This window comes from Oceanobacillus sp. J11TS1 (assembly GCF_018333215.1).
Classification (GTDB): Bacteria; Bacillota; Bacilli; order Bacillales; family Amphibacillaceae; genus Oceanobacillus.
The window spans coordinates 16,036-29,109 of sequence record NZ_BORO01000013.1 but is presented as its reverse complement, the minus strand read 5'-3'; the positions used below and the strand labels follow the sequence as shown (position 1 = coordinate 29,109).

Genomic DNA, 13,074 nt, shown 5'->3' with positions numbered 1-13,074 from the left:
TAGCTGATATTTTACAAAAAGAAGCAATAGGTGTATAAAAGGTCCAAAGAATAGGAGTTTAATTAAGATTGTTTAACACTATTCTATGGACTTTTTTGCGCGTTCAAAAACTATAAAATTATAACATGTATTTATTTGACAATTACAAAACCTTATTTTTTAGTTTTACTTTGGTTTTAGTTTCTCGGAATGTCTTTGATTAAATTTTTGCATATGCTTGTTGTTTTTAGCAAAAAAAGCAATCATTACATTAAAAAAAACAGGGAATAAGCTCATTAAAAAGAATCCCAAATTATTTGTTATTAAAGAAAGAACTAAGAAGAAAACAAGAGCTCCAGCTGAAATGTAAATTACGCGTTCTTGATATTTATTCAATCTGTGTACCTCTCCTTTCTAAAAGTTACGTTTATTTAGGAACTTATATTTACCTACACATTATTCAGCGATATAATCTGATTTAATTCTTTGAAATTGGATGTTTATTAGTATTTGAATTCAATCCAATCCAGATAATTTTAGGTGCTCGCCGCAACATCGTTACATCGCTGTATCCACCTGTTAAGCTTTCGATCATTACACACCACCGTTATTACGTATAAATCACTAACGAAACTATACTTATCCCAACCCCGCAAGCTAAAGGAATAATTCTGGTTAAGTTTAATCCAGCTGTTGTCACTGTTGTTTTTTCAAAAGGATCTTGAGCAGGAGAAGCTAAATAGCGGATAAATCGCTGCCAAGTTGTTTGTTTTTGCCTTAGCTTTTGTTCTGGAACAGTAACATGAAATTGATTCAGCTCTGTTTTTAGCTTATCTGCTCCTTTAAATTCATCCTTTAACATAAAAATCCTCCTTTAGATCCTCTTTTAATGTTTTAATTGCCTGATGTAGCCTTGATTTAACAGTACCTACAGGGATATTTAATATGGATGCAATCTCACGTTGTGGTAAATCTTCATAATAAACCAGTAAAATAATCGCTCGTTGCTTATCTGGAAGTTTGGCAATAGCTTGCTGAATCCACAGTTTTTCATCCATGTTTATGGAGTGATGAGTCTGTGGGGCTAAAAATGGGAGTAAGGATCGCCATTTTTTTCTCCTGTTTAATTTGTTCATTAATAAACGGTAAGCTATTTGAAATAGATAGGCCTTGACCGTACCTTTAGCAGGGTTAAATGTATGTTTTTTCTTTTGTAAGATTTCAAAAGTATCCTGTATAATATCGATACTAAGCTGTTCTTCCTGTGTATATCGGTATAAGAAGCAATACAGCGGCTCATGGAGTTTTTCATATAATGCGGTATATCCTGCTTCATCCCCATTTTGATAGATTTTCATCCATTCTTCGTTACGTTTCATCTTCTTTATCCTCTAAATGAGCTTTGATTGATTTTAAAGTAAGTGAAACACGAGATACAAGGTAAGCAACCGTAACAATTACCCAAGCCTGTGATTGATTCGTAAAAAATTGAACGTAAGGGTTTTCGATGGTAGCCCCTGACATTAATAAAAAATTTAATATCTGCACGCAAATAATGGTATAAATAGCAACCAGCAATGTGAGTGTATCGAACATATTCCATCTTAAATAGATGGTTGTCTTCTTATAATTTATTTTCCCATTTTCTTTGACAACATATTTACGATTTAAGGGAATAGCGATGGATAAAATTACAATCATCCAAATTCCCACTGCAATTAAAGAAACAATATATCCTGTGTCCATATAACTCTTCCTATCTATTGTATATTTTTTTCGCTAGTATACTAAAGATGATGCTGAAACCGATTAAAATAAGTGCATAGTGATAAAGATTTAGCCATGTATGATCAATTAATTGTAATTGTGCATGAAGCGTATCAAATAAATAAAGCATTGGATTCCAACTTAAAAAGATATAGTAATCTTGTGGATTCGCGCCGCCTATGGTTAAGAATAAAGAAGGCATCGTAATTGAAAACATTAAAATAATCATACCAGGAACCAATAAGCTCTGCGCTACTTTTTCATCTTTCACAATACCAGCAATAATAAAGCTGGCTGGATACAAAGCTAACAAGATCAGATTACAGATAAAATGAATCATCAGGAATGAAGTAATCGAGATAGACGCTACCCATGCATAACCTATCAAAAGCAGAATAAGTAATAAATTCATGAAGAGAAATACCCCGACACCCATTCCCAAAAAATAAATGAATGGGGAGACATCTGTTCTTTTCAACCAATGGAAGGTTTTATGCGCTTTTAGTTCTGCTAAATAAATGGTGGCGCTGGAAAGGGAAAAAGAGAATAACAATAATAAAATCGAGATAGGGAGAAATTGTCCCTTAATCATAAATTCTACTGTTTCTGGACTGTCTAAGAAGCTTTTAACTAATACGGAGCAAATCAAGAATATAATAGGCGGAAGTATATTTCCAAAAAGAACGCCAAAATTTCGCAAAGTTTCTAGCATGTAACCTTTTGCAACAGATACAATCATCCTGTCATCTCCTTTAATGTTTTTCCGGTCACTTCAAAGTACACACCTGCCAATCCTGGAAATACATTATCCGGATATTTTTGCAGGAGTTCTGTATGGCTCCCCTGTTCGATAAATGTGCCATTCTTTAATATATAGACATAGTCAAATAAATCCTCCAAACCAGTTATTTCATGACTGATAAGGATGAGACATTTATTGTTTTGCTTTACCTGCCTTTGTAAAAAATCGGCTAAGCGTTGCTTTTTATGCAAATCGAGATCGGCAAACGGTTCATCCAGTAATATAAAAGGCTTATTTAGTAAGAATGCTAATAAAATGGAAACGGCTTTTCGCTGGCCTCCCGATGTGTTTTTTATGAGTGTATTGGTGAAGGTATCCATATCCAATATTTTTTCTAATTCATCTGTATGAAAAGGATTGGTAATTAGTTGACGGAATAGCTGGATAACCTCTTTTACCTTTAAATGTGGGTAACTGTCAAAATCTTGGTATTGTAAAGCAATCTGATCACTAAAATGAATTGTATCTTGCTTCAGAGAAATAGTGCCTTCATCATAAGGTTCATCCCCCGCAAGGCATCTGGCTAAGGTAGATTTGCCAGAACCATTTTCACCAAGCAACAGATAACACTTGCCTTCTGAAAAAGTTCCGGTAATTTTGTTTAATACAGTAGTATTTCCATATTTTTTGGTTAGATTTTCTACGGTTAAAGTCACTTTCATCCCCCCTGTTTACTAACTATACAAATAGGGAAGGAGAAAGGTTCAAAAAAATAATCAGATAGGTGCGAAAAGTGGCAAATCAATATATAATCAAGCCTAATACATGCTATAGCAGAAGCAGCAATTAATCTTTGGGAAGGGGATGCTGATGAAGGTGAATAAAAATATCTATATTATCCGGCATTGTGAAGCAGAAAGTCAAGCACCAGATGCGCCATTAACAGCAAAAGGAAAAGAACAGGCAAGAGAGCTATCTAAATTTCTATTTGAGAGAAATTTAGATCGGATTGTTTCCAGTCCATTTTTACGAGCTATTCAAACGATAGAGCCATTTGCGGCGGAAAAGCATTTGGAAATTGAAGTGGATCATCGTTTGCGGGAGAGGGTGCTAAGCTCTGTTTCGATGCCAGACTGGATGGAAAAGCTGGAGGCAACCTATAATGATTTCAATTTGAAATATGAAGGTGGAGAAAGCAGTAACGAAGCAATCCGGCGAATCGTTGAAGTGGTACATAGTTTGATCGCAAATGATTCTCAAAATAGCTTAATTGTTGCCCACGGGGGTATTATATCTTTGCTGTTGCATCATTATGATAAACGCTTAAGTTTTGAAACATGGAGAAATCTTAGCAATCCAGATGTCTACGAATTACAGATATCAGATAATAATCATCAATTGCAACGGTTATGGAAAGAACCATAAAATTAGAAGATTATAGTTTTAAGCAACGAAAGCGTGTCTCATTTTTCGAGAGGCACCCTTTCATTTTTAGGTACTTTGCTTTGAAAATAGAAAGTATATCTAACTTCTTTTACTCATCCCACCAGCTCGTTTCCATATCTATCAGCCAATGATTTTTCAATGTTAAGGTACGTTCAATAGCTGCAACTGTTCCTGCGATTAATAGCGTCATATTTAACCAAGAAGGAAGGACAATTGGTGACTCAAAGGAACCCCATCTTTCTTCAATGAACGGAAACTGCGAGATAAGAGAAGCCAGTTGTGGCAGGCCTAGTATGAAAGAGACTAATAGAGTAAATATCGCCAGCTTACCGATAATAGAGCTAGCCTTAGGAAATTTTGCATCAAAGCGCATGCGTAATCCTTCGGCGGAACGGCGGTCTGGAGATAGTACATATTCCTGTTCATCTTCTGTAATATAATGAATTCGTTTCAAACCATAAGTAGTTGCAGCCACCTCAATTACACCTCCAGGAACCGGGAAAATGGCAGGAGTAGTGGCTTTTGCATGGTGTTTTCCGTCGCGATATAAATCTACCGAATCATTTTCATCAAAGTAATTAACATGGACCGCATAGGTATGCAGTTCGCCATCAACTTCACGCAGATTCATATAAAAAAGAGAACGATAGAATATTTCATAAAAACGATAGGGCTTCAACGCATGCCCGTCTCCATCTTTTACTTTCTTCATTGCTCTTTGCCTGCGCTTGCTGTTGAAAGAACGTAACATTTTATCTTACCTCCGAATAGTGCCCTTTGGTAGAACATACGAAAGAAACGAGGAAAAGGTTTCTTTTATTTTTGATTTTCCTATTTAAAATAAACTCTCACACAGAAAGATGGATCTATATTTTCTTATCCATATAGATAAATTATGTTTAATTTTTGTTATAATTCCTTGTATTCGGTTTTATAATGGAGGGGGTACAATGTTTAAAATTCTAATCCTTTTTGCGGTTCTATTTATTCCCCTCGCAATCGGATCTTATTGGTTTGTTACCTTTATGTCTAAAAAAGAGGGGGAAGAGGAGAAAAGCTACGTAAGGGCCATTGTTGCTTGTGGTTTGTCCCTTATTATAACGGTTGTTATCATGCTATTTATTTTTGCATTTTTTGGTTCTGTCACCATAGCCAAAAGTCTTTTAGGCTTTCAAATAGATGCAAATACCTTGTTTTATATTATTTTGATTGTAGTCGCATACGCTTTTATTCTGGATGATATTATTTCTGTGATTGTCAAATACCTGTTTAGAACAAGTCTATTTACCTTGGCCGCAATGGCAATTATACGGTTCATCCTATTTTATATGATTGGAATATTTTTTGATCTTTCGCAACAAACGAACAGTATTCTTGCTATCGTCTTATTAATTTTGTTCTTAGCGATGGATATATACGAGGTGAGAGATAAGAAGAAAAAAGAAGAGCAAAGATGAGGATAAGAAGGTTGTAGCGATTTTTTAAGTAATTCAAAAGGACATATGATAAAATTAGGTTATATAGAAATTTTGGAGGGATAGTCATGTTTGGAAAGCTTTTTAAAAAGAAAGAAAATCAAGAAATTGAATTATTTGCACCAGTTGATGGAGAAGTGGTTCCTTTGGAGGAAGTACCGGATCCTGTATTTGCACAAAAAATGATGGGAGACGGAATTGCTATTAGACCATCGAATGGAAAAGTTGTCTCACCAGTTGATGGGGATATTGTGCAAGCGTTCCCGACCAAACATGCGGTAGGAATTAAAGCCAGCAATGGAGCGGAAATTTTGATTCATATTGGTTTAGAAACGGTTTCTTTAAATGGAGAAGGGTTTACCATCCATGTTAAAGAAGGAGATAAAGTAAAAAAAGGCGATGCACTTGTTGATGTGGATTTAGCAGTGGTAGAGGAAAAAGCAGCAAGCACTGTTACGCCGATGCTTATTACAAATATGGATAGTATAGAAGCTTTAAATAAACAAGACGTGAAGCAGGTTCGTGCAAGTGAAGATGTTGTTATTACGGTGAAATAATAAGAATTGAAAAAGAGGGTTCAAAAGGTGAGTATTACCGGAAGCGGAATAAGGATTTGGGTTTTCCTACTGTGAATTTTCTTTGTTTGAAGGATAGTAGAAGTAAAAATGATAAAGCGATCATACCTCTTGGAATATAGGGATATGATCGTTTCTTTCTTTGTGTTTATATGAAGATTTATTATAATGAATTATATAACAAAGTAGATACTAAAGGCGCAGGGAACATAGAAGCATCATAAATAATTCTAATGCTGAGTGCAGGTGAGAAAAATGGAATATAAATATGAAGTGATGCAAAATGATGACAAAGTACCTGTAAAAGTAGTGATTTATGAAAGAGAAGAACATCAATTTATACCGAGACATTGGCATGAAACAATAGAAATATCCTACATTATTTCTGGTCAAGTGCAGGAAATCTATATTGATGGTGCAAACTACACTGTAAAAGGCGGGGATATTGTCTTAATAAATTCCAATTCCATTCACTCTGTTTTTGTCGATCAGGATCGAGGATTTAAGGGAGTTACTTTCTTTATACCTATAGAGTTTCTAACAGAGAATACAGAGAATGATAACCAGATTACCTTTAATTGCATCTCTATTGGTGAAAAAGATGAAGCGAGAATAAAACAATTTGCAGAGCTGAGAAACGTATTGGATTCTATGGTAGAAGCCTATGAGAATGCAAAGAAAGATAGTTTAGCGTTCATCCGGTTTAAGGGTTTATCGTATGAACTGATTTATATTTTATTAAAGTATTTTAAAATAAATGAAAAAAGAATGGGAATTATTAAAACGGAAAAATATCTGGAGCGTTTGACAAAGATTACAAATTACATTAAAGAAAATTATAATCAGAATTTAACTATAGAGCTGATTGCAAACAAATTTAATTTATCCTCCGCTTATCTTTCCCGTTTCTTTCTAAAGCATATGGGGATGACAGTGTTAGGTTATATCAATGCAATTCGCCTTGAGAAATCATATAGAGATTTGTTAAATACAGATAACTCCATTATTTATATTGCCTTGGAGAATGGTTTTCCAAATGAAAAGTCGTTTAATCGAGTATTTAAATCAGTTTATAAGGTAACACCAGGTCAATATCGAAAAGAAAATAAAATGAAAAAGTAGAGAAAACAAGCTGAAGAATAGCTTGTTTTTTATATTTTAGAAGTTACATAATTGAAAAAGCAGCTGATTTTAATATATTGGGTTTTAAACTAACTCCAGGATTTGCTAAAAGGTAGTGGTGAAATACTTTTCTAGAAAAATAGAGTATAAAAACACCCTCAATAGGAATTTTTTCTAGAAGTAGAAATTATTTACTGAAGAAGGTCAGGATTTGACGGTAATTAAGGCAAAATAGAGCAGGATTATATTTTTTAAATCTTTTAAAATGTAATCATGAAAACGCTTTATATGGGTGAATTACATTCTATGAGGTTGGTTTATGCAGATAAATCAGATGGTATTTTTCTTGTTTTAAGCAAAATTTAAAATAGGTTTTTCGCACATATATGATAGCGCTAAAGTAGTTGTAGGGAGAGCGTGTTGAACGATAAAAGAGAAAAAGGAGAGTTTATATGGCTTTATTCAGAAATACAATTTATTCGGATAGTTTAATGTTGAATACAGATGTAACTGTAATTCTTCCAATCCCGAATGTGTCAAATATGGAAGACGGAGATACTCTTCGTTTGCCGGAAGATGGAGAGAAATATCAAACCTTGTGGTTACTGCATTGTGGTACAGGGGATAATAATGAGCTTCTCCGGTTTTCTAGGATTGAAGAGTATGCGCAACAAAAACAATTGGCTGTTGTGATGCCGAATGTCGGGAATAGTTATTATTGTAATGTACCAAATGGCGGTAATTATTATGATTATTATACCAAGGAGTTGCCTCAGATTATGCGCGCAATCTTTCCTTTATCTGAAATAAGAGTAAATAATTTCATAGGTGGAATATCGATGGGGGGATTCGGTGCTTTTGCTGCAGCATTACGTAATCCGGATAATTATGCTGCTGCGTTTTCCCTTTCAGGAGGACTGGATTTCCGTAATGTGAATTTTGGTGAGAATTTAAAACGGTATTATGAAAATACATGCAAGACACTTTTTGGTGAAAATGATCAACATTATGATCCACAATCACATGATCTCGTTGCAATGGCAAAGAACTTAGTCGATAGTGGAAAAGAACAACCTCTTTTATATGCGCTGAACGGTAAAGACGATCCGATTATCTATGACTCAACAGCGAAATCAGTTGCTGGTATCAGAGATAGTGGGTTGGATGTAACCTATGTAGAAGAGCGCGGAGGACATGAGTGGGATTTGTGGGATCCGTATCTTAGAAAAATTTTGGATTGGCTGCCTTTGGCTGGCAGTTTTGTGAAATAAAAGTTTGAATGTTTCCAAAGCAATCAAACATTTTTATGTAATTGCTTTAAATATTGAAGAGATAGAATGTTGAATAAATCAATTCGTTTCATTGAATAAGTGAAATTTTTTCAGCAACATTTCAACTTTCTTTGCTGATAAAGGGATAGATGAGGGAGGAAAAAAGAAAAATGCAACCCAATGAAACAACTTGGAAAGAAAGAATTAGTTATGGTTTGAGCGATACAGCAAGTAATCTTATTTATCAAATGATAATTATGTATTTAATGTTTTTCTACACAGACGTGTATGGAATAAGCGCTGCTGCTGTAGGTACTTTATTTTTAGTGTCTCGAATTATTGACGCTTTTGATAGTCCTATCTTTGGAGTATTGATTGATAGAACTAATTCTAAATGGGGGAAATCACGACCTTGGTTGCTGTGGCTAGCTGTTCCTTTTGGAATTATTGGAGTATTAGCTTTCTCAACACCTGATTTTGGCGATACAGGAAAGCTGGTTTATGCATATATTACTTATATTCTTTTAGGGATTCTTTATGCTGGGATTAACATTCCCATCACATCGATATTACCTAGTTTAACGAGTAATTTGAATGAAAGAAATGTTCTAGTAAGTACACGGATGATTTTAGCTTCAGTCGGTGTAACCATTGTCAGCTTAGGTGCTCTGCCTCTTGTAGACTTCCTGGGAAATGGGGATCAGCAAAGAGGTTTTACATTGACGATGACAGTGTTTGGTATATTGGCAGTTATTCTTCTCATTGTGAGTTTTAAAAATATAAACGAGAAGGTAGAAATGCCTGGAAGTGATCAAGTTGTTCCTTTTAAAAAAGCTGTAAAGTCAATGAAAGGAAACGTTCCACTCTATATTCTATTTTTCGTTAGTTTTATCTATACAATAGGATTTATTATGAAAACGCAGACAACAGTGTATTACCTGTCTTATAACCTTAATAAGCCTGAACTGGTTGGAGTTATATTAGGTTTAAGTTCATTAAATGTTATCTCGTATTTTATTATGCCATCCCTAGCTAAATGGATTGGTAAGCGAAATATTATGATTTTGGGATTAGCTTTAATGAGTGTAGGACAAATTGGTTTTTACTTCTCTGGTTCAACAACACCTTTTATCATTGCAACACTTATCGGAGTGATTGGACAAGGGTTCTTAATGGCATCGATATTTTCTATGATAGCGGATGTGGTAGATTATGGTGAATGGAAATCAGGTATACGTGCACAAGGGTTAGTATCTACAGTTCCTGTATTCAGCTTTAAAATTGGAATGGGAATTGGCGGAGCGCTTTCTGCATGGGTTTTATCCTTTGGGAACTATGTGCCGAATCAAATACAAACAGCTTCTGCGTTAACAGCTATTGAAATTAGTTTTATATGGATTCCATTGGTTGGATTTATTTTAGGTATTGTTGCTCTATTATTCTATAAGCTGGATAAGCAGTCAGAACAAATGATGATTGACTTGAATGCAAGAAGGGCTACTGCAAAAATCGTTGAGTCGGGTGTTGCTGAAATAAAAGCACAATAATCATTATGCATTCCGGGGACAAAGGAAGAAACTTCTTTTATCCGATGGCACCTTTATTGTAAAGGTACTTTTTAAGTAATGGTGGCTAGAAAATGAAAACTGGCAAGAATGGATTGTGATTTTTTCTCGTATCTTTTGGATATTTAGAGTCTACCGAGAACAGATGCTTTTTCAAATACAAAGCGACCCATTTAAAGAAGGATATCAAAAAGCTTTTAAAAAAATATGAAAAATTTAGGAGGAAAACAAAATGAGTATAGTTTCAATAAGTGCAAAACAAACCATCGAGGTTATCAATCGTCATGGAGATGCAATGGGAACAAAAGACCCGGATATTATTGTGCGGGATTATGCAGAAGATGCGATTGTTCTGACTAATTTATCGGACAAGCCTGCTAAAGGTCATGAAGAGATTAAAGCTTTAATTGAAGAATGTTTCCAAATAGAAATTCTATTTAACGATGAATCTCCTACTGATATTATTCATCAGGAAGCAGATGGAGAATATGGACTGCATGTATTTAAAAAAGGAGAAGATGAAGTATTTGGCTCAGAAACCTACGTAGTTCGTAATAATAAAATTGTTTTTGAATCAGCATATATTGAGTATAAAGGACAGAAGTAATTTTTATTATTTAAGCTTCACCAGGAGGTTCTACAAAGAGTTTATTAGTGGTATTTTAAATGCGGTGGAAATGAAATGAAGATAGGGTTAGGGGAAACAAATTTGTTTTTAAAACCAACAGGCAAGTATTTGGACAAGGCGAGCTTGAAACAATAGCTGATATACTTTCTAAGGAAAAACCGCTAAGATAATTATGCTTAGCGGTTTTTAACTTGAATGCAGATGATAATTTGTATTAGATCACCGGATAATATTGCTCGTAACGAGGATTAATAAAATACGGTGGTCTTCCTCCTATTTTGGGCAGCTGGAATGTATGATTTGAAGCTGTATATAATACATCCACTTTCTCATCAGAATGATTAACTAATAATAACTTTACTTCGGGATTATAATAGTATTGCTGCATGATGGTTCCCCCTTCATTTCTTCTATTCCCTACATTATTCAACTTCTCCCAATATGGAACTTAAATCTGTATTTTTTCACTACATTCGCCCAAGTGTCATAAAGTAATCCATCAAAGTAATTTCGAGGGGGATAATGATGACACAAGATAGATCAAAGAAACCGGCGAAGCAAGCATATCCGATGTATCCAAACTACGGAAAAATAACACAATATGAAGAGGTTGCAATAACTGTCCCAGAGCAGAGGCAATATAGGCAGCCTGGGCTGGAAAAATGGATGGTGCCAAGGCCGATTATTGAAAATACAAATGAAAAGGGCAGTAATAAACTGTGTGGCAAGGTTGCGCTTATTACAGGAGGAGACAGCGGGATAGGAGCGGCGGCAGCGATTGCTTTTGCTAAAGAAGGTGCAGATGTCGCTATTTCATATCTCGACGAAGATGAGGATGCACATCGGACCAAAAATCGTATTGAAGAGCTAGGACAGCGCTGTTTGTTGCTTCCAGGTGACTTAAGGAAAAAGCAGCAGTGCTGTTATATTGTAGAGAAAACGATTGAAACATTTGGCCAGTTAGATATACTCTGCAACCATGTAGGGATTCAATTTCAGCAATTAAGCTTACTGGATATTACAGATGAGCAATTTGATGATACGTTTAAAGTAAATGTATACTCACATTTTTATACCACACGTGCTGCACTTCCTCATTTAAAAGCAGGCAGCTCAATTATCAATACGGCATCTGTGGTAGCGTATGAAGGATATAGTGAGTTGATGGATTATACTGCCACAAAAGGAGCCATCGTCAGTTTCTCAAGGGCGTTGGCAAATAATTTAGTAGATCAGGGAATCCGCGTAAATGCCATCGCTCCAGGACGGATATGGACGCCGTTGATTCCATCCAGTTTTGCTGCGGATGAAGTAACATTGGCAGGGAATCCCATGCAACGTCAAGGCCAGCCATTTGAAGTAGCACCAACGTTTGTTTACCTGGCTTCAGATGATTCGCGTTTCGTTACTGGGCAGACACTGCATGTGAATGGGGGGCAGTGGACGACTTCTTAGCGGAAAAAGCAGGGATCTTCAATAACATAATATTTAAAATCACTATTCTAGCGTTTGTCTAACCGCGCTTCCTCATTTTATGTATTATCAGCCCAGCTCCCTTTTGCATATAGTAGTAACGACTAATTTGAGGGAGGCTTTTTCATTGTCACAGTATCTTAATTCAACAGAACAATGGTGCGAAGAAATTTTGCAGATATATCGTGAGTCCAGTGCGTTGCTTCGGAAAAATATTCAGGAAGAATCATTAAAGGAATGGGAGAATAAATTAATTCAATTTCAAAATGAGCTTGCAAATAATGAGACTTTAGAAGAATGGGATGCCTACAACCAGGCAAATGACTTATACACACAGCTGAATGCTTATCTAAATCAAAGCGGTGATGAAAATCGAGTAGAGGAAAGCCGTGAAAGAGTTGTTCCTATTGGCGGACATACGCTACCGCCGTTACCGTATAGCTATGATGCCTTAGAGCCCTATATTGACCGCAGAACGATGGAACTGCATCATGATAAGCACCATCAGAGCTATGTAGACGGTTTAAATAAAGCGGAAAATGAAATGGAGCAGGCAAGATGGACGAATAACTATGATCTGATTAAGCATTGGGAAAGGGAAGCTGCATTTAATGGAGCGGGTCATTATCTGCACACGATTTTTTGGAAAGTAATGAGTCCGGATGGAGGCGGTAAGCCTTCAGGGAAATTAATGAATGAAATTGAGCAATCCTTTGGCAGCTATGAACAATTTAAAGCGCACTTTACAGAAGCGGCTAACCACGTAGAGGGTGGAGGATGGGCTATTTTAGTATGGTCCCCACGGGCAAGGCGTCTGGAAATTCTTCAGGCAGAGAAGCATCAAAACTTAAGCCAATGGGATGTTGTACCTCTCCTTGTCCTTGATGTGTGGGAGCATGCCTACTACCTGCTTTATGAAAATGAAAAAGCAAACTACGTAGATAACTGGTGGAATGTCGTTAATTGGAAAGAAGTAGAGAACCGATTTAATAAGGCCAGGCAATTGAAATGGCAGCCTTTTTGATAAAGGA

17 protein-coding genes are annotated in these 13,074 nt (G+C 35.7%); 9 read left to right on the top strand and 8 right to left on the bottom strand.

All coding sequences use genetic code 11. The annotated features are described in order from the left end of the window. Window positions 1-165: 165 nt before the first annotated feature. The 6 genes from KI343_RS11585 to KI343_RS11560 form a co-directional block, all read right to left on the bottom strand. Window positions 166-375, bottom strand: coding sequence for a hypothetical protein (locus KI343_RS11585; RefSeq protein ID WP_244856896.1), 210 nt, complete (start codon window positions 373-375; stop codon window positions 166-168). 214 nt (window positions 376-589) lie between these two features. Beyond that, complete coding sequence (locus tag KI343_RS11580; RefSeq protein ID WP_212926587.1) at window positions 590-841, bottom strand: hypothetical protein; 252 nt, start codon at window positions 839-841, stop codon at window positions 590-592. After that, window positions 828-1,367 carry an RNA polymerase sigma factor gene (locus KI343_RS11575; protein WP_374705435.1) on the bottom strand — a complete coding sequence of 180 codons (540 nt, stop codon included), beginning with the start codon at window positions 1,365-1,367 and terminating at the stop codon, window positions 828-830. The genes KI343_RS11580 and KI343_RS11575 overlap by 14 nt, the downstream gene beginning before the upstream one ends. Beyond that, a complete protein-coding gene (locus KI343_RS11570; protein WP_212926586.1) occupies window positions 1,348-1,725 on the bottom strand; it encodes a group-specific protein in 378 nt (125 codons plus the stop codon). The genes KI343_RS11575 and KI343_RS11570 overlap by 20 nt, the downstream gene beginning before the upstream one ends. A 10-nt stretch (window positions 1,726-1,735) precedes the next feature. Continuing rightward, window positions 1,736-2,485: an ABC transporter permease gene (locus KI343_RS11565; RefSeq protein ID WP_212926585.1), complete on the bottom strand. Its 750-nt coding sequence runs from the start codon at window positions 2,483-2,485 to the stop codon at window positions 1,736-1,738. Continuing rightward, window positions 2,482-3,204 (bottom strand): ATP-binding cassette domain-containing protein, encoded by a 723-nt coding sequence (locus KI343_RS11560; RefSeq protein WP_212926584.1) that lies wholly within the window; start codon window positions 3,202-3,204, stop codon window positions 2,482-2,484. Before KI343_RS11560 ends, KI343_RS11565 begins: the two co-directional genes overlap by 4 nt. A gap of 154 nt (window positions 3,205-3,358) precedes the next feature. Between KI343_RS11560 and KI343_RS11555 the strand changes: the two genes are divergently transcribed. Continuing rightward, entirely contained in the window at window positions 3,359-3,913 is a 555-nt protein-coding gene (locus KI343_RS11555; protein ID WP_212926583.1) for a histidine phosphatase family protein, read from the top strand. Window positions 3,914-4,022: 109 nt separating this feature from the next. On the opposite strand, the gene KI343_RS11550 is transcribed toward KI343_RS11555, so the two are convergent. Beyond that, window positions 4,023-4,685: a hypothetical protein gene (locus tag KI343_RS11550; RefSeq protein ID WP_212926582.1), complete on the bottom strand. Its 663-nt coding sequence runs from the start codon at window positions 4,683-4,685 to the stop codon at window positions 4,023-4,025. A gap of 199 nt (window positions 4,686-4,884) precedes the next feature. On the opposite strand from KI343_RS11550, the gene KI343_RS11545 reads away from it, so the two are divergent. From KI343_RS11545 to KI343_RS11520, 6 genes are all read left to right on the top strand, one after another. Next, the gene (locus KI343_RS11545; protein ID WP_212926581.1) at window positions 4,885-5,391 is read left to right on the top strand and encodes a hypothetical protein; all 507 of its coding nucleotides are present in this window, start codon (window positions 4,885-4,887) and stop codon (window positions 5,389-5,391) included. An 86-nt stretch (window positions 5,392-5,477) separates the two neighbouring features. Next, the gene (locus KI343_RS11540) at window positions 5,478-5,966 is read left to right on the top strand and encodes a PTS sugar transporter subunit IIA (protein ID WP_212926580.1); all 489 of its coding nucleotides are present in this window, start codon (window positions 5,478-5,480) and stop codon (window positions 5,964-5,966) included. 273 nt (window positions 5,967-6,239) lie between these two features. Beyond that, complete coding sequence (locus KI343_RS11535) at window positions 6,240-7,106, top strand: AraC family transcriptional regulator (RefSeq protein ID WP_212926579.1); 867 nt, start codon at window positions 6,240-6,242, stop codon at window positions 7,104-7,106. Window positions 7,107-7,558: 452 nt separating this feature from the next. After that, entirely contained in the window at window positions 7,559-8,377 is an 819-nt protein-coding gene (locus KI343_RS11530; RefSeq protein ID WP_212926578.1) for an alpha/beta hydrolase, read from the top strand. Window positions 8,378-8,547: 170 nt separating this feature from the next. Then, a complete protein-coding gene (locus KI343_RS11525) occupies window positions 8,548-9,924 on the top strand; it encodes a glycoside-pentoside-hexuronide (GPH):cation symporter (protein WP_212926577.1) in 1,377 nt (458 codons plus the stop codon). Between the two features lie 250 nt (window positions 9,925-10,174). Further along, window positions 10,175-10,549 (top strand): Cif family virulence factor, encoded by a 375-nt coding sequence (locus KI343_RS11520; protein WP_212926576.1) that lies wholly within the window; start codon window positions 10,175-10,177, stop codon window positions 10,547-10,549. A 235-nt stretch (window positions 10,550-10,784) separates the two neighbouring features. On the opposite strand, the gene KI343_RS11515 is transcribed toward KI343_RS11520, so the two are convergent. Next, entirely contained in the window at window positions 10,785-10,958 is a 174-nt protein-coding gene (locus KI343_RS11515) for a hypothetical protein (protein WP_212926575.1), read from the bottom strand. Between the two features lie 137 nt (window positions 10,959-11,095). On the opposite strand from KI343_RS11515, the gene KI343_RS11510 reads away from it, so the two are divergent. Beyond that, window positions 11,096-12,025 (top strand): SDR family oxidoreductase, encoded by a 930-nt coding sequence (locus KI343_RS11510; protein WP_212926574.1) that lies wholly within the window; start codon window positions 11,096-11,098, stop codon window positions 12,023-12,025. 145 nt (window positions 12,026-12,170) lie between these two features. After that, the gene (locus KI343_RS11505; protein ID WP_244856894.1) at window positions 12,171-13,067 is read left to right on the top strand and encodes a superoxide dismutase; all 897 of its coding nucleotides are present in this window, start codon (window positions 12,171-12,173) and stop codon (window positions 13,065-13,067) included. Window positions 13,068-13,074: the final 7 nt, after the last annotated feature.